The organism is Sphaerospermopsis torques-reginae ITEP-024 (assembly GCF_019598945.1).
Classification (GTDB): domain Bacteria; phylum Cyanobacteriota; class Cyanobacteriia; order Cyanobacteriales; family Nostocaceae; genus Sphaerospermopsis.
This window is the reverse complement of record NZ_CP080598.1, coordinates 2,900,263-2,926,503: the sequence shown is the minus strand read 5'-3', so window position 1 is coordinate 2,926,503 and position 26,241 is coordinate 2,900,263. Positions and strand designations below refer to the sequence as shown.

26 protein-coding genes are annotated in these 26,241 nt (G+C 37.4%); 12 read left to right on the top strand and 14 right to left on the bottom strand.

Annotated features, from left to right (window positions below):
- Positions 1 to 85: 85 nt before the first annotated feature.
- The gene (locus K2F26_RS13640; RefSeq protein ID WP_220608264.1) at positions 86 to 1,099 is read right to left on the bottom strand and encodes a type I glyceraldehyde-3-phosphate dehydrogenase; all 1,014 of its coding nucleotides are present in this window, start codon (positions 1,097 to 1,099) and stop codon (positions 86 to 88) included.
- Between the two features lie 421 nt (positions 1,100 to 1,520).
- On the bottom strand, positions 1,521 to 2,147 hold the full coding sequence (gene nadD / locus K2F26_RS13635; RefSeq protein WP_220608263.1) for a nicotinate (nicotinamide) nucleotide adenylyltransferase: 627 nt from the start codon (positions 2,145 to 2,147) through the stop codon (positions 1,521 to 1,523).
- Positions 2,148 to 2,632: 485 nt separating this feature from the next.
- On the opposite strand from nadD, the gene murC reads away from it, so the two are divergent.
- The 5 genes from murC (at position 2,633) to K2F26_RS13610 (ending at position 7,842) form a co-directional block, all read left to right on the top strand.
- The gene (murC, locus tag K2F26_RS13630; protein WP_220608262.1) at positions 2,633 to 4,093 is read left to right on the top strand and encodes a UDP-N-acetylmuramate--L-alanine ligase; all 1,461 of its coding nucleotides are present in this window, start codon (positions 2,633 to 2,635) and stop codon (positions 4,091 to 4,093) included.
- Positions 4,094 to 4,217: 124 nt separating this feature from the next.
- Positions 4,218 to 5,219 carry a UDP-N-acetylmuramate dehydrogenase gene (gene murB, locus K2F26_RS13625; protein ID WP_220608261.1) on the top strand — a complete coding sequence of 334 codons (1,002 nt, stop codon included), beginning with the start codon at positions 4,218 to 4,220 and terminating at the stop codon, positions 5,217 to 5,219.
- A 134-nt stretch (positions 5,220 to 5,353) separates the two neighbouring features.
- Positions 5,354 to 5,704, top strand: coding sequence for a YbaB/EbfC family nucleoid-associated protein (locus K2F26_RS13620; protein WP_220608260.1), 351 nt, complete (start codon positions 5,354 to 5,356; stop codon positions 5,702 to 5,704).
- Between the two features lie 1,312 nt (positions 5,705 to 7,016).
- Positions 7,017 to 7,325, top strand: coding sequence for a type II toxin-antitoxin system HigB family toxin (locus K2F26_RS13615; protein ID WP_220608259.1), 309 nt, complete (start codon positions 7,017 to 7,019; stop codon positions 7,323 to 7,325).
- 85 nt (positions 7,326 to 7,410) lie between these two features.
- A complete protein-coding gene (locus K2F26_RS13610; RefSeq protein ID WP_220608258.1) occupies positions 7,411 to 7,842 on the top strand; it encodes a helix-turn-helix domain-containing protein in 432 nt (143 codons plus the stop codon).
- Here K2F26_RS13610 and holA read toward each other — a convergent pair.
- The 6 genes from holA to K2F26_RS13585 all read right to left on the bottom strand — a co-directional run bounded on the left by holA (position 7,828) and on the right by K2F26_RS13585 (position 14,712).
- Complete coding sequence (holA, locus tag K2F26_RS13605) at positions 7,828 to 8,385, bottom strand: DNA polymerase III subunit delta (RefSeq protein ID WP_251073311.1); 558 nt, start codon at positions 8,383 to 8,385, stop codon at positions 7,828 to 7,830. The two genes, K2F26_RS13610 and holA, sit on opposite strands and share 15 nt — an antisense overlap.
- Positions 8,318 to 8,629, bottom strand: coding sequence for a hypothetical protein (locus K2F26_RS25065; protein WP_251073310.1), 312 nt, complete (start codon positions 8,627 to 8,629; stop codon positions 8,318 to 8,320). The genes holA and K2F26_RS25065 overlap by 68 nt, the downstream gene beginning before the upstream one ends.
- A 54-nt stretch (positions 8,630 to 8,683) precedes the next feature.
- The gene (locus K2F26_RS13600; protein ID WP_220608257.1) at positions 8,684 to 10,441 is read right to left on the bottom strand and encodes a lipase family protein; all 1,758 of its coding nucleotides are present in this window, start codon (positions 10,439 to 10,441) and stop codon (positions 8,684 to 8,686) included.
- A gap of 30 nt (positions 10,442 to 10,471) precedes the next feature.
- A complete protein-coding gene (locus K2F26_RS13595) occupies positions 10,472 to 11,044 on the bottom strand; it encodes a hypothetical protein (RefSeq protein WP_220608256.1) in 573 nt (190 codons plus the stop codon).
- Positions 11,045 to 11,112: 68 nt separating this feature from the next.
- The gene (locus K2F26_RS13590) at positions 11,113 to 13,572 is read right to left on the bottom strand and encodes a dynamin family protein (protein WP_220608255.1); all 2,460 of its coding nucleotides are present in this window, start codon (positions 13,570 to 13,572) and stop codon (positions 11,113 to 11,115) included.
- A 258-nt stretch (positions 13,573 to 13,830) separates the two neighbouring features.
- On the bottom strand, positions 13,831 to 14,712 hold the full coding sequence (locus K2F26_RS13585) for a DNA polymerase domain-containing protein (RefSeq protein WP_246605358.1): 882 nt from the start codon (positions 14,710 to 14,712) through the stop codon (positions 13,831 to 13,833).
- 262 nt (positions 14,713 to 14,974) lie between these two features.
- Between K2F26_RS13585 and K2F26_RS13580 the strand changes: the two genes are divergently transcribed.
- On the top strand, positions 14,975 to 15,451 hold the full coding sequence (locus K2F26_RS13580; RefSeq protein WP_220608254.1) for a low molecular weight protein-tyrosine-phosphatase: 477 nt from the start codon (positions 14,975 to 14,977) through the stop codon (positions 15,449 to 15,451).
- Positions 15,452 to 15,466: 15 nt separating this feature from the next.
- Here K2F26_RS13580 and K2F26_RS13575 read toward each other — a convergent pair whose 3' ends face one another.
- On the bottom strand, positions 15,467 to 16,150 hold the full coding sequence (locus tag K2F26_RS13575; RefSeq protein WP_220608253.1) for a response regulator transcription factor: 684 nt from the start codon (positions 16,148 to 16,150) through the stop codon (positions 15,467 to 15,469).
- A 232-nt stretch (positions 16,151 to 16,382) separates the two neighbouring features.
- On the opposite strand from K2F26_RS13575, the gene smpB reads away from it, so the two are divergent.
- Together smpB and K2F26_RS25335 are read left to right on the top strand one after the other, a co-directional pair.
- Positions 16,383 to 16,850 carry an SsrA-binding protein SmpB gene (smpB, locus tag K2F26_RS13570; protein ID WP_096569128.1) on the top strand — a complete coding sequence of 156 codons (468 nt, stop codon included), beginning with the start codon at positions 16,383 to 16,385 and terminating at the stop codon, positions 16,848 to 16,850.
- 212 nt (positions 16,851 to 17,062) lie between these two features.
- The gene (locus tag K2F26_RS25335; RefSeq protein ID WP_367890303.1) at positions 17,063 to 17,161 is read left to right on the top strand and encodes a helix-turn-helix domain-containing protein; all 99 of its coding nucleotides are present in this window, start codon (positions 17,063 to 17,065) and stop codon (positions 17,159 to 17,161) included.
- A gap of 73 nt (positions 17,162 to 17,234) precedes the next feature.
- Here the strand turns inward: K2F26_RS25335 and K2F26_RS13565 are convergent, their stop codons facing one another.
- The 4 genes from K2F26_RS13565 to cofG all read right to left on the bottom strand — a co-directional run bounded on the left by K2F26_RS13565 (position 17,235) and on the right by cofG (position 21,748).
- The gene (locus K2F26_RS13565) at positions 17,235 to 18,608 is read right to left on the bottom strand and encodes an IctB family putative bicarbonate transporter (protein ID WP_220608252.1); all 1,374 of its coding nucleotides are present in this window, start codon (positions 18,606 to 18,608) and stop codon (positions 17,235 to 17,237) included.
- Positions 18,609 to 18,633: 25 nt separating this feature from the next.
- The gene (locus K2F26_RS13560) at positions 18,634 to 18,762 is read right to left on the bottom strand and encodes an alpha/beta hydrolase (RefSeq protein ID WP_220608251.1); all 129 of its coding nucleotides are present in this window, start codon (positions 18,760 to 18,762) and stop codon (positions 18,634 to 18,636) included.
- 69 nt (positions 18,763 to 18,831) lie between these two features.
- Positions 18,832 to 20,397, bottom strand: coding sequence for a GAF domain-containing sensor histidine kinase (locus K2F26_RS13555; RefSeq protein ID WP_220608250.1), 1,566 nt, complete (start codon positions 20,395 to 20,397; stop codon positions 18,832 to 18,834).
- Positions 20,398 to 20,833: 436 nt separating this feature from the next.
- On the bottom strand, positions 20,834 to 21,748 hold the full coding sequence (gene cofG / locus K2F26_RS13550) for a 7,8-didemethyl-8-hydroxy-5-deazariboflavin synthase subunit CofG (RefSeq protein ID WP_220608249.1): 915 nt from the start codon (positions 21,746 to 21,748) through the stop codon (positions 20,834 to 20,836).
- 198 nt (positions 21,749 to 21,946) lie between these two features.
- On the opposite strand from cofG, the gene psbA reads away from it, so the two are divergent.
- A complete protein-coding gene (psbA, locus tag K2F26_RS13545; RefSeq protein WP_096569142.1) occupies positions 21,947 to 23,029 on the top strand; it encodes a photosystem II q(b) protein in 1,083 nt (360 codons plus the stop codon).
- A gap of 498 nt (positions 23,030 to 23,527) precedes the next feature.
- On the opposite strand, the gene K2F26_RS13540 is transcribed toward psbA, so the two are convergent.
- Positions 23,528 to 23,869, bottom strand: a complete 342-nt coding sequence (locus tag K2F26_RS13540) for a hypothetical protein (RefSeq protein ID WP_220608248.1) — start codon at positions 23,867 to 23,869, stop codon at positions 23,528 to 23,530.
- Positions 23,870 to 24,078: 209 nt separating this feature from the next.
- Here K2F26_RS13540 and K2F26_RS13535 point away from each other — a divergent pair, with 209 nt between their 5' ends.
- From K2F26_RS13535 to K2F26_RS24785, 3 genes are all read left to right on the top strand, one after another.
- Positions 24,079 to 24,384, top strand: coding sequence for a CRISPR-associated protein Csx3 (locus K2F26_RS13535; RefSeq protein ID WP_220608247.1), 306 nt, complete (start codon positions 24,079 to 24,081; stop codon positions 24,382 to 24,384).
- Between the two features lie 199 nt (positions 24,385 to 24,583).
- On the top strand, positions 24,584 to 25,810 hold the full coding sequence (gene cas10 / locus K2F26_RS13530; RefSeq protein WP_246605357.1) for a type III-A CRISPR-associated protein Cas10/Csm1: 1,227 nt from the start codon (positions 24,584 to 24,586) through the stop codon (positions 25,808 to 25,810).
- A 185-nt stretch (positions 25,811 to 25,995) separates the two neighbouring features.
- Positions 25,996 to 26,241 carry a hypothetical protein gene (locus K2F26_RS24785; protein ID WP_246605356.1) on the top strand — a complete coding sequence of 82 codons (246 nt, stop codon included), beginning with the start codon at positions 25,996 to 25,998 and terminating at the stop codon, positions 26,239 to 26,241.

Genomic DNA, 26,241 nt, shown 5'->3' with positions numbered 1-26,241 from the left:
TAATTGGTAATTGGTAATTGGAAAGAATAAACTCTTGCCTTTTGCCTTTTGCCTTTTGCCTTCTTACTGTCACCTGTCACCTAAATTATGCCCATTTATTGGCTACTAACTCAGCCAAGTCTAAAACTCGTTGGCTATAACCCCACTCATTGTCATACCAAGCCATTACTTTAACCATGTCATTACCCATGACTAAAGTTAAGTTAGCATCAACAATGGAAGATTCATTAGTACCTTGATAATCAGAAGATACTAGAGGAAGTTCACTATAACCTAAAATGCCTTTGAGATAGGTTTCAGAAGCATCTTTGAGGACTTGGTTAACTTCTTCTGTAATAGTGGGTTTTTCAACCTGAACTACAAAATCCACCATTGAAACATTAGGGGTGGGTACACGCAAAGCTGTACCATTCAGCTTACCTTTTAAAGCTGGGAGTACCAGAGCTACTGCTTTAGCAGCACCAGTAGAAGTGGGAACAATGTTAATACCAGCTGCTCTAGCGCGACGCAAATCCCGGTGAGAAGCATCTAAAATGCGCTGATCTCCTGTGTAGCTGTGAGTAGTAGTCATTGTGCCTTTGATGATGCCAAATTTTTCATGCAACACCTTAGCAATAGGAGCTAAACAGTTAGTAGTACAACTGGCGTTACTGATAATGTGATGTACGTTGTGATCATAATCTTCATGATTCACACCCATCACAAAAGTACCATCTTCGTTTTTACCAGGAGCAGTAATCAGCACCTTTTTAGCACCAGCATTAACGTGGCGCATTGCCCCTTCCTTACTGGTAAACACACCAGTGGATTCAATAATCAGATCAATTTCCCATTCTTTCCAGGGCAAGTTATCTGGGTTGCGATCAGATACGCATTTAATGGTCTTACCGTTGACAGTAATGGAATTGTCATCAGCAGTAATATCCGCATTTTGTAACCTTCCCAGCATCGAGTCATATCTGAGCAGGTGAGCATTGGTTCTAGGATCGGAAGTGTCATTGATACCCACAAGTTCAACTGGGCTATTCTCTCTACCTATCCAGCAGCGTGCGAAGTTCCGTCCAATGCGCCCGAAACCGTTGATTGCAACTCTAATCACAGTGTCTTGCCCTCTGTATTTATGCCTATAAATTGATATCGTTGACCGTTATATAAAACCTACTCAAAATTACTCATGAGCTTTGTTTACTTCCTGCTTCATTCTGGAAGTGTCGGCACTACCCAGTCCACAGGCTTTAAAACCTCGACTTCCCTCGGTTTTAACCCTGAGCGCAGCCTAAGGGTTAAGATTGGGTGTAACTGCTATATAAAAAGCTCACCCTACTGTGCAAGTGCTTTAGGCTTGGTTATTACCTAAAAACAGGGTAATTATCACACCTTTGAGTGTTGAAGTCTAGATTTTTTCGGTCAATGAGTAAATTTGAGTAAATGTTTTGATTCTGTTCTAGACCCCAATCATATCGCAAAGGGGAGGAGTATTTATAACTATAAAATGTTAGATCCAAAAAAAAATACAGAATTTATTCAGAATTATTAGTGTAAAGATTGTGAGTGGCGATGTACAAGCCGACTGATTTCGGTACTAAATAATCAATTGAACACCCTTGCCGACAAAGTTCACGGATGATACTTGACGAAACTCTTATTAAAGGTGTATGTAGTAATTGCCAATTAATTGTATATGATTTTTCTCTAAATTTTTTTTCTACTTGGTTGCATATTAACTCACTTTGAGCTATTGTCTCACCACCTACCAGTCGGGGGGCAATTAACCAATCACACATTTGTGCTAGTTCATATCCACGATACCAACGAGGTAAAGTTTGGAAAGCATCCAAACCGATAATCCAGTACCAATGAGTATTTGGGTAAAAAGCAGATAAATCAATCAGGGTGTTAATAGAGTATGAAGTCCCAGAACATTCTCTCTCAATCAGTGAGAGTGTAAAAGCTGGGTTATTTTTAGTAGCTATATCCAGCATTGCTACTCGATGTTCAAACAGTGCGGCTTGTTTATGAGGAGGATTTTTTGAAGGTATCCAAATTATTTGTTCCAGATGTAATTGCGTCAAAGCCGTTTTGGCTACGAGTAGGTGTCCCCAGTGAACTGGGTCAAATGTACCTCCAAAAATTGCTAGTTTCTGCATTTGATGTGCGGGAATATTCAGGTAAAGTAAAGCACACTGGTAAAGTTTTGTCTCTTACTTCCTACCTCCTGCCTCCTAAAATTTCCTACTGCAACTAGTTGAATAATCTTTTCCCTGCCAATGTACTATTGTAGTCAATTCACCTGCTGGCTGGATATAGTGTCAAATTAGGTTTGTAACTCAAGGACTTCCGTAGCCACTTCTAGTAAAGCAATCAAAGATATGTATTTAACATGACAGAATTTTTTTCCCGATGTTACCCCAGTTTTCAGAATAATCATAAAAAGATATCAGAAATAGAGAAACTCTCTCGTCAGGGTAATATCTTTCTGAACAAGCAAAAACAAAGTAAAAAATTAACCCTTTATTCAGATATGAAAATCCTACAGGAGCAGTATCTGTAAAAATCCAAATCCTGTTATGATACGCGTGTCATTTGTTGTCATTTCTAAAGATTTTGTGGTGTGGTGTAAGAGGAACAAAAGATGAATAGTCAGATAGATTTTAGCGGTAGACCATTTCATTTCATTGGTATTGGCGGTATAGGAATGTCGGCTATAGCTTATGTGTTGACAAAACGGCAATTACCAGTATCAGGTTCTGATCTGCGACCTAATCAGATTACACGCAAGTTAGAATCCCTGGGCGCTCACATTTTTAGTAGACAAGAAGCCAGCAATCTGGAGTTCTTTCGTCCTCAAGAATCGGCTGATGGAATAGTATTAAATTCACCAGCAAAATTGCCTGTTGATAAGTCTAACTTACCTCAAGTAATTTGTTCAACAGCTATTAATACCAGTAATTTGGAATATAAAGCTGCCATAGAATTAGGTTGTCCTATTTTACACCGTTCCGATGTCCTAGCAGCCTTAATTGCTGATTACTATAGCATTGCTGTAGCAGGAACTCACGGCAAAACTACAACCAGTAGCATGATTGGTTATATGCTATTGCAAGCTGGTCTTGACCCGACTATTTTAGTCGGTGGAGAAGTCAATGCTTGGGAAGGGAATGCTAGATTAGGGGAAAGCAAGTATCTAGTGGCTGAAGCAGATGAATCTGACGGTTCTCTGGTGAAACACGCCCCAGCTATCGGGATAATTACCAATATTGAACTCGATCATCCTGACCACTACGAAACATTAGACGAAGTAGTGGAGACTTTCCAAAAATTTGCCGAGGGCTGCCAAATTTTAGTAGGTAGCATTGATTGTGACACAGTGCGCGATCGCCTTAACCCAAACATCAGCTATAGTCTACATCCAGATATCGGCGCTGACTATACTGTTACCAACATTGATTATCGTGCTGATGGTACAACAGCTTTGGTGTGGGAAAAAGGTAAAGCCTTGGGTGTATTAAATCTACAACTTTTGAGTCGGCATAATCTCAGCAATGCTCTAGCCGCAGTAGCAGTAGGACGCGCTCTCGGTTTAGAATTTGGGGAAATTGCTAAAGGTATTGCTACCTTTGAAGGGGCAAGACGGCGTTTTGAGTTCCGAGGAGAAGCGGCTGGTATTACTTTTATAGATGACTATGCCCATCACCCTAGCGAAATTCGTGCTACTTTGGCCGCAGCAAGACTCCAAGCTAGACCAGGACAAAGGGTAGTCGCCATCTTCCAGCCTCATCGCTACAGTCGTACACTTACCTTCTTAGAAGAATTTTCCGAATCCTTTACCCATGCTGATTTAGTAGTCCTGACTGATATTTACAGTGCCGGAGAACCCGATTTAGGACAGATTAATGGTGAACAATTAGCAGCAGAAATAGGGAAGCAGCATCAGCAGGTTATTTATCAACCAACTTTATCCTCTGTGTGCGAGTTTTTATTGTCAAACCTGCGTTCTGGCGACTTGGCATTATTTTTAGGTGCTGGTAATTTGAATCAAGCGATTCCTGAAGTCATTGCTACACTTCGTGAACCAGTTCAGGCTACATCCTAAGCGAAGCACACTGCTAGGTTTTGTTGATTTTGCGAATTTCTTATCTAGCAATAGTTTCATTAGTTAATCTTACTACCGGAATATTACGGTAAAACAGTAATAAAAATCACCAACTAAAGCAACGATGATAACTTCCCAGGCTGCTGGAAACGTCTGTAAGATTTCTGCTTTGACTACAAATAAACAGCAAACAATTAATTCTGTCGCTAGTGAAGTAATTTACTTACCCGGTACTGACTGTGTAATTAAAACCCAGGCTTCTTTATCAGCATTTACTTCTTATAGGGTGGGCGGAGCAGCCCAATGGTACGTTGCTCCACGCAACTTAGAAGCATTACAAGCAAGTATTGAGTACGCAAAAGAACAAGATTTACCAATAACAATCCTGGGAGCAGGTTCTAATTTATTGGTCAGTGATCAAGGTATACCGGGCTTAGTTATTGCTACTCGTCATTTCCGTTTCAAGCATTTTGACCCAGAAACAGGTCGATTAACAGTTGCGGCCGGAGAATCTATTCCGAGTTTGGCATGGGAAGCAGCAGAATTGGGATGGCAAGGTTTAGAGTGGGCTGTGGGTATTCCAGGAACTGTTGGTGGTGCAGTTGTTATGAATGCAGGGGCGCATAATAGCTGTATTGCAGATATGTTAGTGAGTGCAGAATTGCTTTCTCCCGATGGTACAATAGAAACTCTCACCCCAGCGGAATTAGGTTACAAATATCGGACTTCATTATTGCAAGGGGGAAAACGGATAGTTACTCAAGCAACCTTGCAACTCCAACCCGGTGCAGATCCAGCACAAGTTATAGCTACAACCAAACAACATAAACAACATCGCCTTTCTACCCAACCTTATAATTTTCCCAGTTGTGGCAGTGTTTTCCGCAATCCTAAGCCTTACACTGCTGGATGGTTAATTGAACAAGCTGGTTTAAAAGGCTATCAAATCGGTGGAGCGCAAGTAGCACAGCTTCATGCTAATTTTATCGTTAATCGTGGTGGAGCTAAAGCCAGCGATATTTTCTGTCTCATTAATCATATTCAACGTGAAGTACAAGAACGTTGGTCCATTTGGTTAGAACCAGAAGTTAAAATGATTGGCGAGTTTCAAGCAGTTTGTGGATAGGTTGGTGATTGGTGATTGGGAATAAAATTGATTACCCAGTCACCAGTCCCCAGTCACCCATTACCTACCCCATTTATAATTGAGTTTGATTTGTTATTCAAAGTACGATTGGAAAATTACTGGGAAAATTAACTATGACAGCAGGAAAAGGACAGGGATTTGGTTTTGGCTTAGGAAAAATGAAAGAACTTGCGGACGCTTTTAAAAAAGCACAGCAGGTTCAAGAAGGTGCAAAGCGTCTCCAAGAAGAATTAGAGCAAATGGAAATTCTAGGAGAATCTGGTGGTGGACTGGTTAAAGTAATTGTTAGTGGCAACCAAGAACCCAGAAGAGTAGAAATTTCCCCAGAAGCAATAGCACAAGGTTCAGAGCTACTTTCCGATCTCGTGACAGCGGCAATGAAAGATGCCTACAACAAGTCTACTGCGACTATGCGGGAACGCATGGAAGATTTAACCAGTGGACTGGAACTGCCAGGACTATAGTCATTAGTTATTAGTCGTTAGTTATTAGTCATTAGTTATTAGTTATTAGTCGTTATCAACTGATAACTGATAACTGATAACTGATAACTGACAGCATAAACAAAATTATTTATAACTATTTAAGTAACTACTCTTACACATAAATACTATACAGATAGTTGCATATATTAGTGGGAGAATGAGCGTTGTTAAAAAAATAGAAATATTAAATAGGGGTTGCTGAAAAAGTCTTTCCGTGAAGGTAGGGAACTCTTAACAGGGAACACTTCGACAAGCTCAGTGCATCGCAGGGAACAGTTTCAAGAGTTGGATGGGAGCGATTTTTCCTTGGCATCAAACTTAAATGCAAGGTTTTTAAGTTTCCACCCCGTAAAAGCTTGCACTTTTTTAACTTCCAGCAGGCTAAGACCCTTTACCTGTAATCTTTTTATGTTTATTCAGCAAGCCCTAAGAGGTTGTTTGAAAAGTATTAGATGAAACCGATAATCTCTAGAAACCTAACCCCCCTTCCCCCCTTCCCTACAAGGGAATGGGGGTTTCAAAGCCTCTCCCCGATGCGGGGAGAGGTTTGGAGAGGGGTTTATTTATACATTAAAAACTTTTCAAACATCCTCTAAATAGAGCGATCGCTTCCCCTGGAGAACCAACAGCAAACTGTATATAGTCATTTAACTTTAGATTGAGACATTAAGCTAAACAATAACCACGGAAATTTAATCTTCCAAACAATTGGACTGCCTTGGTTATCCTAAAATCATTATCTAACTCAAGTTGCTAGTTATTTGTTAAGGCTGGTAATGGGTAATGGGTAATGGGTAATTGCTAATTAAAATTCTGTTATTATCCTGTTAATCCTTAAATCCTGGTTATCCTGATTCTGACATTTTCCCTAACTAGCAACTTACGTTATCTACAGAACTTATCACTTTTTGTCTCATTTTTAAGTTAAACAACTATAACATTTGGGTGATTGAGAATTTCAAAAGGCGATCGCATTGTCGTCTATTTGGCAGCGACTAGTCCCATACGCTGAAAGCCGCGACTACAGAGGAGATGCAAAAGTGAAAAAATAACTGAAAAGTGTGCTTAACGCCGCTTTACTACGTTATTTGGCTACTTTTGACACCCGGTGATAATCATCTGTTGAATCAGGTATTTGCAATTTACTTCGCAATTTGCTAAGATTATTCCATCCAAATACTAAAGCCTGACTTCTTCCTATTAGTTAAGTAAGGCTTTTAGTTACTAAACATGAAATTAGGAGAAATGATAATGAAAAACATTTTTATTTGTATACGAGGAAAACCTGATTATGCGAATCGTTACCGAAACCAGGCTCAAGAAGGCTTGTGAAAAGCACCCCGACGCTCAGGCAAGTATACAAACCTGGATAAAACTTGTGAAATTGCAAGAATGGAATAGTTTTGCAGATGTTAAAACTACTGTACCTTTTGCACCTGACCAAGTTAAAAATTTCGTCATTTTTGATATTGGAGGAAACAAATACAGATTAATAACCTGTATCAATTATAAGAAAAAAGCTATATATATTCGTGAGTTTCTTACTCATGCAGAATATAGTAAAGATAACTGGAAAAATGACGAATGTTTTGATAGTTAAACTGAAATAAAACGCCATTATTGAAAACCAGGATAAATGTTTATTAATCCTAGTTTAATTAACCAAATAATCCCATCAACATGAAATGCTAAATCAAAACACTAGCTACGTAGAATTAATTACGTCTTTTCCTCCTCGTACCATAAAATCTGAAGAAGATTTAGAAAAAACTCAAGTAGTTGTTGATAAACTTCTTGATAAAGGAGAATTAACCGAAGCGGAAGAAGATTATTTGGATCTATTGGGAATTTTAATCCATGAATATGAGCAACAACAAGATTTAGTTCCTGATATTTATGGAGTAGACCTGCTCAAAGTTCTGATTACAGAATTAAATCTCAAACAGAAAGATTTAGTTCCTATTTTTAAAACCGAATCAATTGTTTCTGATGTACTTAATGGTAAACGTAAATTAACTGTTGAACATATCCAAAAACTTGCGGAATTTTTTAAAATTTCACCTGCTGTATTTTTCCCAGAAAATCCGTTACAGCGAGATTTTTTAGAGGCAGCTTAAAGTTAAAGTATCCAAGCATTTACCAGGTGAAATCAATATTTTCATCTGTTTGACTGTTAGCCAAGTGCGAAAGGTAGTAGTCAGGGTAGCGGTAATTTTTAAAGCTGGTTCGTTACAGTTAATTAAGCGATCAACAAATTCTAATGCTTGAGCAATGTTACCCAAGCGAATGGCGTTGGCTAGTTGTAAGCTATTAGCAGCACTTTCTGACACTAATTCTTTCACCATATCCCCATTGACTGTTTTACCCAAAGCATAAGTTTTGAGCTTTTCTAGTTCGGTGAATATCAGTCGTGTATGATTGCCTGTGTAATCAATCAATACTGTGTAGGCATCGGTGGTGAGTGTTACACCTATTTCGTCAGCTAAAGTCCGAGCTTGCTGTATTAATGCTTGGGTTTGCCATTGGGGAATGAGAGGAAATTCTTTTACCTGTGCGTACTCCAGTAGTAGTTTGACTGATTTATTTCTCGCGTCAGGTTTGTGAGTGTTGGTGATAAGGAGTGTGTTTGTTGAGGGAATTTTGGGGAGAATGGACTCCAACTGCAACAATATTTCTTTTGAACAAACTCCCAGTAATGTGCTGTTGGTGTACTAATCTTCCTCCACTCCCAACTGGTGGTGTCATGATATCGGATAATGCTTGAGCAATGGTTTCTTGAGATTCTGGGGGGTATTCTGTATAGTTAAAGTTTGCCCACTGTTGATCTAGAGTGTGGGTTTTTAGTTGTTTGATGGTGCGAGTTAGAGAGAATTCGTCTTCACCAAAGTATAAGTATGTTGGCATGGTAGCACGGCAATATAATTGTCGTACATGAGCGTTAGCTCTACATATTTACGTTTACATCTCTATAAGATATAAACCTGGTGTAGCATCATCACCTGGAAGAATATCACGACTGCTATTGACTTCCTTATCTTGACATAGTTGTGCAAAAGCAAGTAAGCCTTCTAATCTAGCTAATAATTCACTCCAATTATCAAGATACCCAACTATTTCTATTTGTTCTTGTATCCATTTTTCATCGTATTTTTTGGAAAAGTAATCCATTGTTACTTCGACTTCTACATCAATAATTTTATCTTCTATTTCATTTTGAGATAATGATCTATCTTGCGATGATATATAAGCAATTCTATCAACTCGTTCGCGTTCTATACCAAAGATAGGAGCAGTAAAACGATAGGCTGTAGATATGTATGGACATTGCTTATCATATAGAAATGTATCAACCCACTTAGTTACAGTATCTCTGAAGTTGTTAATCTCTTCTTGGGTAACTGAAACTGCCTTTGGAATCTTACCTATTTCTAATAGTATATACCCTCGTACTGCTGTTGCAATTGCCCATGCTTTAAAGAGTGTATGAGCAGTTAGTATATCTTTTATACTAGGAGTAATCTCATGTATTTTTTTTGAGAAAAAGTGTCTTACCTCAGATACAGGTTGTAAAGTCTGAGGCGCAGGTGTTGTAGGAAAATCACATCGAGTCTCAATCGCCGCTTTTAATTTTGATACCTCTTTAAGTAATTGATCTTCATAAAGAAGATCAATTTTTCCTCGCAAATTAGTCAAATCTTGTTGGAATTCATTGAATCTTTCATTTACATAGACTAATCCATCTTGTATAGGAAATATTTTTGATTCTAGTAAGTAGCAAACGATTTTTTTAGTTGTAATGTCTTGAATTAAATTTCCATACCGTTTGAGTGAGCCATTTTCTAAACCTGTAATAAGTTGTAAGAAATATTTGTAGTTTTGAAGATGCTCAATATATCTTTCAATATCATGATCATTAATATATCCCCTCACATCATCAAATAATTTAGATATATGTTTTATGGAGTTCCCGGTTGATGGTAAAATAGTTGCCAGACCTATTTTAAATATTCCTCCTAATACGTTAATATGAAGTTGATAAGCTTTAGTACATTGAGAATTTTTCTGAATTGTTAGCTCGTTTTTTGGTAGATAATACTTGTCTCCAGTATGCTCAAATCCAAGTGAAGGTGCAGATGGTACAGGATCATTACCATATTCAAAGCGGTAATGTTTCGGTTTATATTGCTGTTTAAAGTCCTTATTACCAACACGGGGAGCACCGTAGGTATATACCCCTTTAATCTTTCCAGTAAACTCAGCAAGAGAATTGAGCCTAGAAGCTGTAATAATAGCTAATGCGCCACCAAGACTATGCCCAGTTAATAATATTTCTTTATTTTGTTTATTATTAAACTTGTCTTGATGCTTTTGTATTTCTTTTAATAATTGTTCCCAATTTTTGTTAACTGCCTGGTAAAAGCCATTGTGAACATTACCTTCTGAGCCATTTTCTCTTTGAAAAAACTGAAGATTTGTTTTCCAATCATTGATAGTGTCTGTTCCTTTAAAAGATATAATGCTGTACTTACTATAAGTTGCTAAAAAAACTAATATACCCCATTTATTATCATTTTGGAGATAGAATACTTTACCATTCTCAACTCCAGTATGATTTTCTATGTTTTCCGAAATAAACTCTTGAGAGTAAGTTAAACTAGAAATTTTGGCAAGTATGAGAGATAGTTCTAATTCTTCATCTGTTAAAATATTGGACATTATTTTCTTAACCTCTATTTTTAAGTTGTATTATTTTCTGTAAAAATGTTTGCTTTGACTTTGATAATCTTGAGGAGATAAGCGAGGAGAGATAAGAACCTCTTGTGAATTTTCAGGTATTCGTTTAAAATAATCTATTTTTTCTAAAAAGGTTGCTTCAAATTGAAATTTAGGATAATTATGATCTAAAACGATTTTCACTATATAAATATCCAAGTCAAATTCATTACCTTCTGGACTTTCAGGTTTTTGCAGAATTTCAGTAAACCAGTTATTAATTTGATGATAAAGATCAGAATCTGAATCTAGGAAGCAAAGGCTTCTTGTAGCAGAAAATAATTCTTGGTAATTATTGCTTGTAATTTGATGATTTGTTTTTAAATCATGAATAAGATTTTGGTTTGTTTGATTTATAGTTAGAAACAAAATATTATTTTTTGTATTCGGCGGGTCGTTTTCGGTAGGCTTAGATTTAAAGAAGAAAGTTATGACAGTTATTATTATTGCAATAGCAATAATCAATAGAATAAAAGATGGATAGTCTGTATAAGCATAAGGGGGATTTGTAGTATTCTGTAAGATATAGATTTGAATGCTATTCATAACTTTTAAAATCACTTTACTAAGAGTATTGATATACAAAGATTTTTACCTGAGCAAAAGTCTATTAATCACCTGTTTTTAGTATACTGTAATTTTTCTAATATCGTCTTAGCCAATGTTTGTTGAGTTCTAATCTCTTCCCACTGTTTTTTATGTAAGTCAAGCAAGTTTTGTTCCAGAATTTGCATTTGATCATCAAGTAATTTATTTGTATAGTTAAGAACATCTGTTGCTGAATTACTAAAGTTTTCCACAGAATTATCTAAGCATTGAGTAAGCCAATTAAAAATAATATTCCATAGCATAGGTTCTGCTTTATCAATTCCTTGTGACCATTGTTTACCCATTGTATCTGGATTCGGGATAGAGAAAACTGTATATTCAACATCACCCCTTTGATCAACGATTTCTGTATCTGTTTTTTTAAAGCAACTACCTTTTTGAGTAGTTTTCTTAGTTTGTCCGACGACTTCTTCTTCTTTTATTGTTTTCTCATCAATTGAGATATTCATCTCAAATAGTTCTTCAGGTGGCTGTATAGGAGTACCAATTTGTTTCTTCTCAAAATAAGTGGTAATTGTGTTATAGAAGTTTAGGTTTTCAGATTTTTCACTAGAAATACAAAAACCATAAATTTCTTTGTTTTGATCGTTGACTAAACTGTTGACAGCTTCTTCAAGTTCTTGTACTTCGGTTTGTAACAGGAAGCTACATCTAGCTTGAATAGAATTTCGCATTACTATATATAGCTTACGAACACTACGCTCTATATCTTCATATTTTTTGATTTGTGTATTATCATTTGCACGTACTTTCATCGTTAAATATTCACGAGAACTATCAAGGTTAAGTTGGGTAATTTTTGTTACTACTAACTTATAGGACTCAATAACTCTTTTCAAATTATCAGGACTAATACATTTTTTTAGGTCTTTTTCTAAATCATCAGCAGGTAAATTATTTCTCAATGCGTCTCGTACAGGTATAACAAGTGAGATAAGCAAGTCCTGTTTAATATTATCTACAATATTAAAAAGGTTCAAGAAACCTGACATACCTTTATTGTTTAAATCCAGTGCTAAACTATTGCGCCTTTCATCACTAGTATTATTTGTTTGTAGGGTTTGTTGTATATTACGTATACGAGATCTTGTTTCTTGAGTAATATCATTAATCTTTCTAGACAATTTTTCCTGATTACTAAGATTTTCTTTCCGCTTTTTTTCAATTTCCTTTTGAGTTTTATTTTTAGTAGTATCTTCTAAGCTTTTTATACTTTCTTCCAAAGCATTATAGTTTATAATAACTGGAGTCAGCGTGGGAATCAAAATAACTTCTTCTAAAAAGTCTTCAAAACGAGTACGCAAACAATTCCATAATTCTTTTGCTCCAGTCCATTCCTGAACATATTTCAGAATCTCGCTCATTAATTCGTCTGAGATAATTATATCTTTATTATGTCTTTTTGCCCTGTCTATATTATCTTTTAAGCTACGAAATGTTTCTTTTAACTTATTATATGTATTCTCATCTTCTATTTGACCGATTTTATTCTCAAAATAGCCAAAACAATCATTCATCATTCCTTCTACTTGGATGAAGCGTGTAGATTGATCTACTGGTGATTTATCTTTAAGGCTTGCTGGACCCCAAGCACACTGTGCATATTGTAGACTTTGAGATGAGAAAGGTAAAATTTCTGGTGCGGTGGATAATTTTAATTGCTCTTGGATTGATTTTTGAATCACATTGATTCTTTCTGGTAATGGCAAATCATATTTGTTGTGTAAGTCACATTTATTTAAGATAAAAATCATTAACCTAGTATCAATTTTAAAAGATTTTATTGTTTCTTCTATCTCTTTAAATAAAGCTTTTGTGTCATCCTTATTTACATAGTTATAGTTAATAACAACAATACTAAAGGATTTTTTAATGTTTTTCTGAATTGTGTTGAGGTTGTTCCTGTCTAAAACAGTATTTATCCCTGGTAAGTCAATAAATTCAACTCTCATTGATGGCGGTAAGCCTAACAGGCTAGAATCGCAAACAGGCAAAATTGGGAGAAAGACAGTCAAGTTTGGTAGATCCCTAACTTTACGGGAGTTGTAATTGTCCATTATTGTGGAAATTTTGTCATAGATTTCCTTATTATTCAAGTTTTCATGTTCTTCTTTGACTTTTCCATCTCTACCTTTAATTACTAGCTTGCGTGTTTCGGAATGCTCCACTTTTAATATTCCTGCACTTTTCTCTTGGCTTTCAATAGGCGAAATTTGGTGAGCGATTAAGCCATTTAAAAGCGTAGATTTACCAGATGAAGTTGTACCAATCATAGTAATAGACAGTCTAGGATTTTTTAATCTCTCTAAGGCTTCTTCATAAGCTTCACGAAAATCCCGATAGTTTTTATGAATTTCTGTTAAATCTTGCTTAAAAACATCAGAATGTTTGTTGATTAAATCTTCAATAGCTGTACCAAACTGCTCTAAGTTTTCTATGCTAGTAGCCAAGAGTTTTTCAATCATGATTTTAATCTCTGCTGTTGTATAATTTTTTGTAAAAAAATGATGCAACATTATTGAAGCAAATGAAGTACACCTATTTTAGAAAGTGGTTTTCGTTTTAAAATTCAAAGTTGAATCGCTTACTATACCTCAATAAACCTTGAATTTCTCGGAAATACTTTAAAAATTTTGCATTTTCTACAGAAGAATATCACAAATATATTTCATTTGTCAACTATTATTTTTTAATACTTACAATTTTTAGCTCTTGCGTATATTTTATGAGCGATCGCGTTTCCGCCATGAACCCTTAGTAGTAATTTTCCCATCTTCATGCCAGAGAATATAATTCTTAGCTCCTCTAGAGGGAACAAACATCGCTTTAGCAAGGATTTCCAACTCGATTTTGATACCAGTAGGTAAAGCATTTTGCAGCCTCTCAAATATCAGCAGAGGTTCAGAGTGGGAGAAAAACACACCATCAGTATCACTTTCAACCTGGATACCTCCCGCTTTTTCAATCACATCAATCATGAATCGCAGAATACGTCTGCCATAAGCTGTAACCAGTGCAGCAGCTTCCATATCATTAAAACCAACACCAGAAGTCCCATAAAAGCCAAACAACGAGTTGATTAACACTTTGAGAGCAGCTTCAGCTTGTTTAGCAGCTAAATCTCCAGCTTTTCCTAATTCTTTGAGTCTCAGTCGTTCCCTGGTGAGATAATCGAGAATACTTAACCCCACTCGTTGCGTATCCTTGCGGGAGCAAATCCCATATTTAAGCATAATGCTGGGATACAGACTGGAAACATCAATTTTGGCAATGTGTTTGTGTAAACCTGGTACTGAAATTACCAGTCCTCCCTCAAATTTCAACTTCGGATCAGCAGTTGGTTTGTAACCTGGATATTGTCTTTCTAAAACTCGCTGCCATTTAGTACCATTACCAGTAAGCGATAGTTGTTGTAAATTCATACCTGGCACTATCAGCGATTCATAGTAATAAGAAGGCACTAATTTATCAGCAATTAATTTCGTATCTTCCAAGTCATAAATTAGGTATTTTCTGATTGTTTCCCATCCTTGAGAACCTGCACCTTCACCCCAACAATGTTGAATTTCTTGGGGAGTTAAAACCAACCTAGCAGATTCTCGCAATCCTATTTCTATGACTGCACTTTTTAGGGAATGTTGATATAATGCTTTATTGACAAAATCCCATCTCCGCCAGCAATGAGGGGGCTATAATGTATCTCATGACCAAGGAATCCGCTGTATTAATAAAAATCATCAAAATACCTTTATTTGTCCAGATTGTGGGATGTTTATTTAAATATAAATCTTGACTTATTGCGCTATTTGATCATAGTTTATTACATAGTCGATTACATCATTTCCCTAAAAGGATTAACCCCGAAAAATGTCTTACAAGTTACTGTTTGTCTGCCTGGGTAATATTTGCCGATCGCCCTCAGCAGAAAATATTATGAATTATCTGATTGACCAAGCTGGTCTGAGCGATAAAATTTACTGTGATTCTGCTGGTACTTCTAGTTATCACATTGGTAGTCCACCTGACCGCCGCATGAGTGCTGCTGCATCTGCTAAGATGGGAATTAAACTACGTGGTCAAGCTCGTCAGTTTCAAAAATCAGACTTTCAAGAGTTTGATTTAATTTTGGCAATGGATAAGGATAACTATCAAGATATTCTCGCTGTTGACCGTTCTGGAGAATATCACCATAAAGTCCGTTTGATGTGTGATTTTTGCTCTCAACACGATCTCAAAGAAGTTCCAGATCCCTATTATGGCGGACAAGAGGGATTTAATCAGGTGATAGACCTCCTTATGGATGCTTGTTCAGGTCTGCTAGAATATGTGATGAGGGACTGGTGACTGGTGACTGGTGACCTACTCTACAAGACCATGCTTGATGGCAAACCGCACCAGTTCTGCGCGATTACTGGTTTCTGTTTTTCTCAATAAACTGCTGACGTATTTTTCAACTGTGCGCGGACTCAGGTGTAGTTGATTACCCATTTCGGCATTAGACAAACCGTGAGTCAATAGTTCTAAGACTTCCTGCTCTCTTGTAGTTAATGATAATAACAACTGAGAATTGACAATTGGTGTCGATAAATGATTTTGTCCGTGTATTGATTTTATCAGGTTAGACCCATCTAAACTTTCTTGATAAGAGAAGCGGTATTCTGATTGAATGATTTGCGATCGCTCTAGTAAATTACGAATAGCTGCGGCTAACTCTTCTAGTTCAAAAGGCTTAGGCAAGTATAAATCACATCCTGATTGATAACCAAGAATTCTTTCTTGGGTTTTGGTTCGGGCTGTTAACAAAATTACAGGTAACAACCTAAACTCAGCTTGTTGACGCACCCGACGCACCAGTTCATAGCCGTTCATCCTTGGCATGACAATATCTGTCACCATTAAATCAGGATGGTTCTTTTCCACTATACACAAAGCCTCTTGACCGTCATCAGCCATGATCACCGAATAGCCGGACAGTTCAAGATAATCACCAATAGACAGACGAGTGCCGAGGTCGTCATCCACTACAAGGATCTTCAAGGGCATGGACAGTACACCCCTAGCATTTTTCTTACTCAATATTTTGTTATTATATGCTTAGGAAGTGTTCATAAAATTTAATGTTATTTCAAATTTTAATAATGTTACACTAATAGATTAAATTAAATAGAAAATATAATGTAAAATTCAATTAGTCGAAATTCATTATTCAAATTACAAATGTTTTAAACAACGAAGTAAAGCAACTAACCAATATTTAACATAAAGCAGATTTTCAATGAGTGACAAAAACGAAGGTTATAAAGTAATTAGCGACAATCGCCAAGCTCGTTATTTGTATGAAATCCTAGAAACCTACGAAGCGGGAATACAGTTGGCAGGTACGGAGGTAAAATCAATACGGGCTGGTAAAGCAAATCTCCAGGATGGCTATGCGTTGATTCGCAATGGTGAAGCATGGTTAATAAATGTACATATTTCTCCCTATACCTCTAGTGGACAATATTTTAATCATGAACCACGTCGCACTCGTAAGTTGCTACTGCATCGGCAAGAACTCCGCAAGCTAATTGGTAAAGTAGAACAGCAGGGTTTAACCTTAGTGCCGTTAAAAATGTATCTGAAACGCGGCTGGGTAAAAGTCAGCATCGGTTTATGTAAAGGTAAGAAAATTCACGATAAGCGGGAAAGCCTCAAACGCCGTCAAGATCAGCGTGATATTCAACGAGCAATGAAAAATTATTAGCCAAATATACCGCAGATTGATTTGGCTAATCGGAGGAATAGATATATTGGTCCAAAGAAATTAAGGATCAGATACAGTATTGATGTCGAGCAATGCTTTTTTCCATGAAAATAAAACTCAAATTACAGCAGTTTTCATGTATTTGTACCACATCCTTCTTGTTATCTTCCTTTCTTCCTTTGCGCCTTTGCGTCTTTGCGTGAGATTAAAAAATGTGGTTCATTTACCTGAAAATCGCTGTAAACAAAACCCAGGAAATATTAATGGCTAAACACGCTGGTATAGCAAGGATTACCTATACTAAGGCGTGAAAGTCTACACCACGGATAACTGCTCCCATGCTCCCATTGAAGTAGAAAGTAAAGTCTAGCAATGTCAGTGGTTTTATATAGCAGTCCAATAGCTGGCGACTAAAGCAGCCATTAACCACCAAAGAGTATTGACTTCAGGACGATACCAGACGGTATCTACCGTGCCATGAGCAAGCATACCTAACAAAGTAGCGATCGCCCCAATTAACCAAAGTCCATCTTTACTTCTCAAGTTTAGGAAACGGCGCATTTGCATAAATGCCGTATTCAAGATGACAAGTATTAACCAAAGAAAACAAGCTAAACCCAAAAAACCTGTTTCTACAGCCGTCTCCAGGAAAATAGAATAGGCACTCAAAGCAGTATAACGGGGACGTTGGTAAAGAGGATAAACTTTATTGAAAGAATTGTGACCAGGACCGATACCAATAATGGGGCGATCGCGTATCATTTCAAAAACAGCATCCCAGACATTGCGACGGAAATTATTACTACTATCCTGACGATCTGCAAAAATACTAAAAACTCGCAACCGTACAGGTTCAACAAAAATCACCGCCAACACCAATACCCCAATCAAACCCCCTACAATAATTGGCAATGACCAAGTGCGCCAAAAAGGTGGCATTGCCACACTCCACCAATAAACCAACAATGCCATTGCAGCCAAAAGCCCCACCACCAAACCAATCCAGCCCCCACGACTAAAAGTAAGAACCAAACAGGCTGTATTGACAACAAACATTGTTAGTGCTAAAGCTTTCCTAATCCAACCTTGCCAAGCAAAAATAGCCACCAAACTTAAAACCACTGCTGGTATTAGATATCCAGCCAATAAGTTAGGATTACCTAAATAGCTGTAAACCCTGGTTGTCTTAGCCAAACTTGACTCTGGATCAACCCAAGTAGCCAATGCTTTAGCGCCAAAAAACCATTGCCGAATTCCATATACACTGACAATCAGAGATATATGTAAGTAAAGAGTAATTAGCCAAGTTCGCAAACGGGAAATTCTCAGAACTCTAGCGCATAGAACAAAGAGCAATAAATAGAGTGTTAACGTTACCAAATCACTCAACGCGGCCTTTTTCACTGGTGATAAAGCTGTAGCTGCCACAGCAATAAACCAATAGAGCAACACTAGCAGATGAATAGGCGTAACCGAAGCGGCATTTGTCAGACTTGTATCATCAGATACAGTCAATAGCACCCAGAAACCCACACAAGCTACCAGCAACAAACCCATTAGGGTACTAGAAACAAAAGGTGCAAGAGCATATATCAGGCTAAGTAGAGCAGCCGCTATCGTATCTCCCCACTGCATTAAAATACTGGTTTGCCGCCAAGGACGTAAAATACCCACCATCAACCGATGCAGGTAACTAGTATCCAAATATTCTCTGAGCGGTACAGAGGATAAAGTAAATCTTTGCCAGACTAAATTCATAAACAAGGTTGTGATCAACTAGCACCTAATTGTAGAACTTAGCCTTAATCATAATCCGGTGATTGGTAATTGGTGATTGGTAATTGGTAATTGGTAATTGGTAATTGGTAATTGGTAATTGGTAATTGGTAATTGGTAAATTTATTACTGTCACCTGTCACCTGTCACCTGTCACCTGTCACCTGTCACCTGTCACCTGTCACCTGTCACCTGTCACCTGTCACTATTTAGCGGAATTAGCCGTTGGCAGTGGCAAAGAAATCACATAGCGATATCCTGATTCTGGAGAACCTTGGATGGAAATTTGGCCGCCATGTAGTTCTGCCAGCTGACTGCTGAGTAACAAACCTAGTTTTTCACGAGACAGATTCACAGAAGTATTACCTAAATCCTTATCTGAGCTATCAACCAAGATTGCTAACTGCTGCTCCATCAAATTTGCTGACTTTTCCCAATTTCCTGGGGCATTCTTCTTATTTTCTAAATCAGAATCATACTTTTCAGACTCACCCAAGATTTCTGATATGGACAAAGAATCAAGACGTAAATAAAAGTCAATTTCACCGTTTCCATCTCCTACTCCTGACCAGGGATGGGAAACCCAAATAGTAATACAGAGGGTATTTTCTTTGTAAGAAATATGAACACGAACAATACTACCTGTAGTAGAAAGTTGAATAATGCTAAACAACAGGTTATACAAAATTTGTCGCACTTTATCTTTATCTAAAGGCCAAATGCGATTGTGTCCTGGTTCTATAGACAAGCGAATCTCTTGATTCCGACGGACAGCCACTTCTGATAGAGTGTTGATAGCTTGTTGACACAGCATTTCAATATCTACAGGAGCTAAGTTCAGCACATTAGAATTATCACTTAATGTTCCTAGTTCGGTAATTTCATTGACTAAAGACAGTAAGTAGCGTCCACTGTGTTGGATAATCTCTAGATATTCTCGCTGCTTTGTTGTTAAAGGCCCATAAATTTCACGTGCCAGAACACCAGCCATCCCCAGTACGGATGTTAAGGGTGTACGCAATTCTTGAGTTAGTTGGCCTAAGAGTTCTAGTTTCAGTTGCTGAGTAGAATTAGAAACATTTTCTAGAATGGGTGGTGCGGTTTGCCAGTCAATTGCCTGTTCTTCTGGGAATGGCAAGCTAGGAATACTTGTACGAGGAATACTTGTACTGGGAATACTTGTAATAGTGCTTTTTTGGAATTGACCTTGCAAAAATCGGTTGCGTTCAAATTCACTCATGCACCAACGAGCGATGATTTGCAAAAACTCAATTTCTCGATCTGTGAAATTGCGTGGTTGACGATCCATAACTGCCAATGCGCCCAAGCAATATCCATAAGCATCAATTAATGGCGCTCCCAAGTAGGAACGGATGCCATAATTTTGTACTAACTTACTGGTAGATATTTGTGTATTTATTGCTGCTTTTGTATCATTAATAACTAATATTTGAGAATTTTCTACCACCTGAGAGCAAAAAGAATCCCGTCGTAATAATTGACGTTTTTGTGCTATCTCATTCATGAGACCTAATCTTGATAAACCCACTGATGATTTGAACCAGTGAACTTCTTGGTCCATAAATCCCAAAATAGAAATTTCTGCTGCCAAAAAGTGAGCAGCTGTTTGAGTAGCTTCTTCAAATACCGGAATTGTTTCTGGTTGCCGTAAACCCAAGTCTAACAATACTCTGATGCGTTGTTCTTCTTTTGTGTCTAAATCATTCCAACCATCATTGGGCGCAAATAGTTTGTTTTCAGGCTCTATCATTGCTACTGCTACCTTGATACTTCCTACATATTGTAAGTTGTGTAACCGCTGAGATGAGGTTACTATTTCCTATGTTTCAGCATTCCGATACAAAAAAGCTAACTAATGCTAACAAGAGCCAGCTTTTTCTTCCTGTTTCACCCTAGCAGTGTCGGCACTATCTAGTCCACAGGCTAACCCGCCACGGCGGACAGGCACGGTCAATCTGACCGCTTCTTGTTTTAAATTCATCGCAGCGTTTAAATCTCTGTCAATCTCAAAGCAATACTCTTATTTTATAGTTCATTGACTAGCAAAACGCTGTCTTTGTCGTAGTCAGGAAGAGACTTTCTAGATTGATAAGATACTGGTAGTAAAATTTTGGAAAAAAATCAGGATTTTTACAGAAGAACTGGATTGAAAACCTGTTCTTCTAAAGGGGACTGGTGACTGGTGACTAATTCTTTTGAAACTGAGGATACACAGGCAACCGGGGTACTAATTCCCATCCCGCAGGTTGTAAAATTTCTTTTAATCTCTGTACCTGTAAATGGGGATAGTCAGGGTTAACTTCATCTTTTGGACCTATACCCCCCAAATCTCTCGCACCTGCATCTAAACAAGCTAATAACCAATTTTCATCTAGCAGTAAATTAGGGGGAATTTGGATTGTAATATCTGCGGGTAAAATTTCCCGTGCTTTCCTGATCACGTGCGGTAGTTGATGAGGGTCAAAAGCTTCTGCGTTAAAGGTTTGCTGACTTCCTGGACTGTGGGGTTGCAAAATAACTTCTTGTATATGGTGGTAGCGTTGATGCAACTCAGAAATAGCTGTTAAAGTTTCCCAGCGATCATCTTCACTTTCTCCTATTCCCAATAACAACCCAGTCGTAAAGGGAATTTGCAATTCTCCCGCCCATTGTAACTGTTGTAAACGCAATTGAGGTAATTTACTCGGTGCATGACGATGAACAGTATTTAATAACTGGGGTGTCAACTGTTCCAACATCAATCCCATCGAAACATTGACATTTTTTAGCTTTTCCATTTCCGCAAAACTCAGTGGTCCGGCATTGGTATGGGGTAAAAATCCCATTGATAAAGCTAAAGCACATAAATCATAAATAAGCTGAAACCACGCTTCACGTCTGGATGAAAAAGGATGAACTTCACCGCTGAGAATGAGTATTTCACAGATATTTTGATTTTTTAAAGGTAATAAAATATTCTCTGCTTGTTCTAGCGTCATCCAAGGACGTGAACCTGGTTCAACACGAAAATTACAATAACTACATCTATTAAAACATTCGTAAGTAGGAACAAGAGTATATGCAGGACTATAAGTAACTACCTTGGCACTAGATAACAGCATTTTTACAATCCAGAGAAGAAGTTTACAAAAATATAAAGTCTGTAACCCTTACTATATCTAGGTTTTCTGATCCTGTGAGAAAAATTTTAAAAAATATTACGAAAACCCCTTTACAAATCGAAATATTTGACCTACTATAAATTCATCAGGTAGAAACACCTACCAAAACATACATACATAAAACGCAATCATAAGAACATGACAACCGCCATCCAACAGCGCCAAAGCGCCAACGTATGGGATCGTTTCTGTGAATTTATCACCAGCACCAACAACCGCCTATATATCGGCTGGTTCGGTGTATTAATGATCCCCACCTTGTTAGCAGCAACCACTTGCTTCATCATCGCATTCATCGCTGCTCCTCCCGTTGACATCGACGGCATCCGTGAACCCGTTGCAGGTTCTTTAATCTACGGAAACAACATCATCTCTGGTGCAGTTGTTCCTTCCTCTAACGCTATCGGTTTACACTTCTACCCCATTTGGGAAGCAGCTTCCTTAGATGAGTGGTTGTATAACGGTGGTCCTTACCAGTTGGTAATTTTCCACTTCTTGATCGGTGTAGCTTGCTACTTAGGTCGTGAATGGGAACTTTCTTACCGCTTGGGTATGCGTCCTTGGATCTGTGTAGCTTTCTCTGCACCTTTGGCAGCAGCAACCGCAGTATTCTTGATCTACCCCATCGGTCAAGGTTCTTTCTCCGATGGTATGCCTTTAGGTATCTCCGGTACATTCAACTTCATGATCGTGTTCCAAGCAGAACACAACATCTTGATGCACCCCTTCCATATGTTAGGTGTGGCTGGTGTATTCGGTGGCTCACTGTTTTCAGCAATGCACGGTTCTTTGGTAACATCTTCCTTGGTTCGTGAAACAACCGAAACCGAATCTCAAAACTACGGTTACAAATTCGGTCAAGAAGAAGAAACCTACAACATCGTTGCAGCACACGGTTACTTCGGTCGCTTGATTTTCCAATACGCTTCATTCAACAACAGCCGTTCCTTACACTTCTTCTTGGCTGCTTGGCCAGTAGTTGGTATCTGGTTCACAGCGTTGGGTGTAAGCACAATGGCGTTCAACTTGAACGGTTTCAACTTCAACCAATCCATCATTGACTCTCAAGGTCGTGTAATCGGTACTTGGGCAGATGTAATCAACCGCGCTAACTTAGGTATGGAAGTAATGCACGAGCGTAACGCTCACAACTTCCCCTTAGACTTAGCTGCTGGTGAAGTTGCTCCTGTTGCTTTGACTGCTCCTGCAATCAACGGTTAATAAGAATAAAACTCTGGGCTAGATAAAGAAACGCTCTCCAGAAATGGGGGGCGTTTTTTTTGTTTTTAATTTGTCAGAATCAGGATATCCAGGATTTAAGGATGTACAGGATTTGATATAGCAGGAGTTCAAGGAGTTAGGAGTAAAACCCTATTTTAGTAAGACTTTCATGATCAATTGATGTCCAATACTGTTCGGTTAAGGATTTTTGTAGGTTGGGTTGAGGAACGAAACCCAACATTTACAAGGGTTTGTTGGGTTTCCCCACGGTAAGCCCAACCTACGTTATTTCATTGTTTTGGGCTTAACCGAAAAGTATTGAATTGATGTCCTAACTACTCTCTCTACGGCTATATTTGTGATCACCGCTACTAGCCCAAGAAAAATCTCTCTTAAACCTCTTACCTTTGTGTTCTTTGCGTACTTTGCGGTTAGTTAAAAAAAATTTAGCTACTCTAACGAAGAGATAGAAGTAATTTATTTTTGGTGAATATTTTGTTACACAGGTAAACGTCCGGTGATGAACATTTTATAGCCTCCTGACATGAGAATTAATGATAGAAAAAATTGCCATAGACTCATAGGGTTCAGGATAGCTCGACTGCTGATAAACACAAGAATAATTCCTATAAATACGGGTATCCAGCCTAGTTCTTTCATTCCTCTGGGAAAGAAAATTAAAATCATCACCCCTATGGTTAGTGCAAGTATAGATGTGTCTGCTGCTATTCCCCGCCACCAATAAGGATAAACGTTAGTTGTAAAGATGATGTTTTGTCCAACAAAGTAGATGCCTAATATCAGCAAACCAAAGCCGATAATTCTGAGTAAAAATCCCATGATTATTTTAGTATACAAGTTTTGTTATAGTTTAATACATAGTATAATGATATAGTTTTTATTATTACAATATGATAATAAGTGTTACATTAGTACAACAAGTTGTTTTGTCACTTGTTTGCTTTGCTACAGAGAATAAAACCCAATATCTTGGAATAGGCTACTTCCACTGTCATGTATGATGTAGTTATTGGTTGGAGATGCAAACCGTGACTACTTATAACATTGAATTACAAGCGGGAATTTTACGGATTAAATTTGGCGAACCTGCCCAAAACGACCAAATAGTAAAGGATGCAGCGGCACGCTTAGAAGAAATGGCGCAGTCGAGAGAGTTAGCAGGGGGTCAATTATTGAAAATTAATGGACCTGTGTCTATTCCTGTCGCTTTTGTTTTGGCGCATAAGTTGGCACATATTTACAGTGCAATTGGTTTTTATGATCCCAAATTAGCAAAATATGTGATTTGTATTACTCACAATCCCACTTATAAGTTGGGAGATTTGATTGATTAAAGAAATTAGCTGATTTTTACTATATGTGAATATTCTAGTTTACAGTTTGTAGTAATTATTTACAGCGATTGTAATATTCTCAGTGGTTATGTTGAGTAATAATCATATAAGCTTATAGGTATAATTTGCCGATGACAGCGAGATGAGGATGTTTGCGGTGGGGATGTTTGGTTTGCAGTTATAGTGGGAAAAAGTATTTATGGTGAAAAGTTCTCAAGTTGCATTACAGGTTGTTCAACAGGCGATCGCAGTTTTGGCAAACTGGGTTAAGTCTGATGTTGTTAACAAGTTATCTTTATCAGCGTCAGATAGTATTGATGATGCTATCAAAAAAGCTATTGAAAAAGCTCAGGGTATTCTATCTTGGCCTAAACAGGGAGAACCACAGGCTTTAAGATTACTATTTGATTATGTGAATCTTAAAGAAGAGCAGAAAAAGCAGACAAAAGAACATTATTGGATACCTCAAGCTATTGATAATAGTGATCCTCAAATTCCCTATCCAGTAACAGAAATACCAAGTTTAGAGAGTTTAAAAAAAGATATCAAAACAGCTTTAGATAGTTTAGATCAGGAAGATTATAAAAATCTATCTTTGTTAACTTTAATTGTAGAAAAGTTCGGATCATTTATTAGCTTTGGAGAGGAAAATATAGCCTTAATAGATTTGGTTAAAAGTACGGCCGCAGTTGCAGCAGCTTTAGTCAATAATGCTGAATCTGACAATATTACTTTAATTGCTGGTGATTTATCAGGGATTCAAAAATTCATTTATACCATATCTTCTGATGGGGCATTAAAATCATTAAGAGCGAGGAGTTTTTATTTAGAATTAGTCACGGAAGAGGTAGTACAACAATTACTAGATAAATTAGAACTCCCTCGGACTAATGTAATTTATGCAGGTGGTGGTAATTTATATATTTTGGCTTCTGGGAAGGAAGAAGTTAAAAATGTTATTAAAGAAGTACGTCAACAATTTAATAAATGGTTATTAACGGAATTTGAAGGGAAAGTATTTCTAGCTTTAGACTGTTTATGTTTTTCTACATCTGAGCTAAAACCAGAGTTGAAAAGTGCTGATAAAAATTCTAAGTTTGCGGATAATTGGTCAAAAGCTACTAAAAATTTAGCTATTCATAAATCTCAGAAATTTTGTGATCAAATTAGTGATTTAATCAAACCACGTTACAGCCATGAACCGTGTCGCGTTTGTCATCGTGACGATGTAGAACCAGACAAGCTAAAACTTCTGAATGATAATGAAACAGATTCAGTTTTAGCTTGTGAAACTTGTCGCAGTATGTTTGAGTTGGGGAGTAATTTATTTGGAGTAAAAGCAATTGTACGGTCAACCCGTGAAAATGTAGGTAGTGAATTACCTACACTGTCATTTAAACTTCCTGCTAGTGAAAACTCTCCTTAGGATTATTTGGTCAAGTTTTCAAATGGGATGAATGGCTGGGAATAGAAGATATAAATGATGATCATCTTGATAGTGATATTAAGAAATATCTATCTTCAGAAAACAAGCCAGAGTTTTTAGGTATCCTGCCATTTGTGGAGATATTAGAACAGGAAAATATAGGGGTGAATTATTCCCGTAATTTTGTGCGAAACCTACTAATAACTGCACAAATTCAAGAACAGGCTTTAGAAAAATTTAATGATCAAAAAACACAGGAGGCTTTAGGAACTCGCTATTATTTGCATCTACCAAAGATAGCTTATACTTTGTCGAGATTACCGAGAGAAGTATTAAAGAATGATGATTTTCGGACTTCTTTAAAAAGTCCTTACAATGCACCATATTTTCGTGCTATTGCCACTTGGATTGAATTATTAAATCGTGGATGA

What these genes read in the sequence shown, in the direction of transcription:
- nadD (WP_220608263.1), bottom strand. Translation starts at nt 2,147, where the DNA reads ATGCAGAAACTAGCAATTTTTGGAGGTACATTTGACCCAGTTCACTGG.
- murC (WP_220608262.1), top strand. Translation starts at nt 2,633, where the DNA reads ATGAATAGTCAGATAGATTTTAGCGGTAGACCATTTCATTTCATTGGT.
- murB (WP_220608261.1), top strand. Translation starts at nt 4,218, where the DNA reads ATGATAACTTCCCAGGCTGCTGGAAACGTCTGTAAGATTTCTGCTTTG.
- K2F26_RS13620 (WP_220608260.1), top strand. Translation starts at nt 5,354, where the DNA reads ATGACAGCAGGAAAAGGACAGGGATTTGGTTTTGGCTTAGGAAAAATG.
- K2F26_RS13615 (WP_220608259.1), top strand. Translation starts at nt 7,017, where the DNA reads ATGCGAATCGTTACCGAAACCAGGCTCAAGAAGGCTTGTGAAAAGCAC.
- K2F26_RS13610 (WP_220608258.1), top strand. Translation starts at nt 7,411, where the DNA reads ATGCTAAATCAAAACACTAGCTACGTAGAATTAATTACGTCTTTTCCT.
- K2F26_RS25065 (WP_251073310.1), bottom strand. Translation starts at nt 8,629, where the DNA reads ATGCCAACATACTTATACTTTGGTGAAGACGAATTCTCTCTAACTCGC.
- K2F26_RS13600 (WP_220608257.1), bottom strand. Translation starts at nt 10,441, where the DNA reads ATGTCCAATATTTTAACAGATGAAGAATTAGAACTATCTCTCATACTT.
- K2F26_RS13595 (WP_220608256.1), bottom strand. Translation starts at nt 11,044, where the DNA reads ATGAATAGCATTCAAATCTATATCTTACAGAATACTACAAATCCCCCT.
- K2F26_RS13590 (WP_220608255.1), bottom strand. Translation starts at nt 13,572, where the DNA reads ATGATTGAAAAACTCTTGGCTACTAGCATAGAAAACTTAGAGCAGTTT.
- K2F26_RS13580 (WP_220608254.1), top strand. Translation starts at nt 14,975, where the DNA reads ATGTCTTACAAGTTACTGTTTGTCTGCCTGGGTAATATTTGCCGATCG.
- K2F26_RS13575 (WP_220608253.1), bottom strand. Translation starts at nt 16,150, where the DNA reads ATGCCCTTGAAGATCCTTGTAGTGGATGACGACCTCGGCACTCGTCTG.
- smpB (WP_096569128.1), top strand. Translation starts at nt 16,383, where the DNA reads ATGAGTGACAAAAACGAAGGTTATAAAGTAATTAGCGACAATCGCCAA.
- K2F26_RS25335 (WP_367890303.1), top strand. Translation starts at nt 17,063, where the DNA reads ATGTGGTTCATTTACCTGAAAATCGCTGTAAACAAAACCCAGGAAATA.
- K2F26_RS13565 (WP_220608252.1), bottom strand. Translation starts at nt 18,608, where the DNA reads ATGAATTTAGTCTGGCAAAGATTTACTTTATCCTCTGTACCGCTCAGA.
- K2F26_RS13555 (WP_220608250.1), bottom strand. Translation starts at nt 20,397, where the DNA reads ATGATAGAGCCTGAAAACAAACTATTTGCGCCCAATGATGGTTGGAAT.
- cofG (WP_220608249.1), bottom strand. Translation starts at nt 21,748, where the DNA reads ATGCTGTTATCTAGTGCCAAGGTAGTTACTTATAGTCCTGCATATACT.
- psbA (WP_096569142.1), top strand. Translation starts at nt 21,947, where the DNA reads ATGACAACCGCCATCCAACAGCGCCAAAGCGCCAACGTATGGGATCGT.
- K2F26_RS13540 (WP_220608248.1), bottom strand. Translation starts at nt 23,869, where the DNA reads ATGGGATTTTTACTCAGAATTATCGGCTTTGGTTTGCTGATATTAGGC.
- cas10 (WP_246605357.1), top strand. Translation starts at nt 24,584, where the DNA reads ATGGTGAAAAGTTCTCAAGTTGCATTACAGGTTGTTCAACAGGCGATC.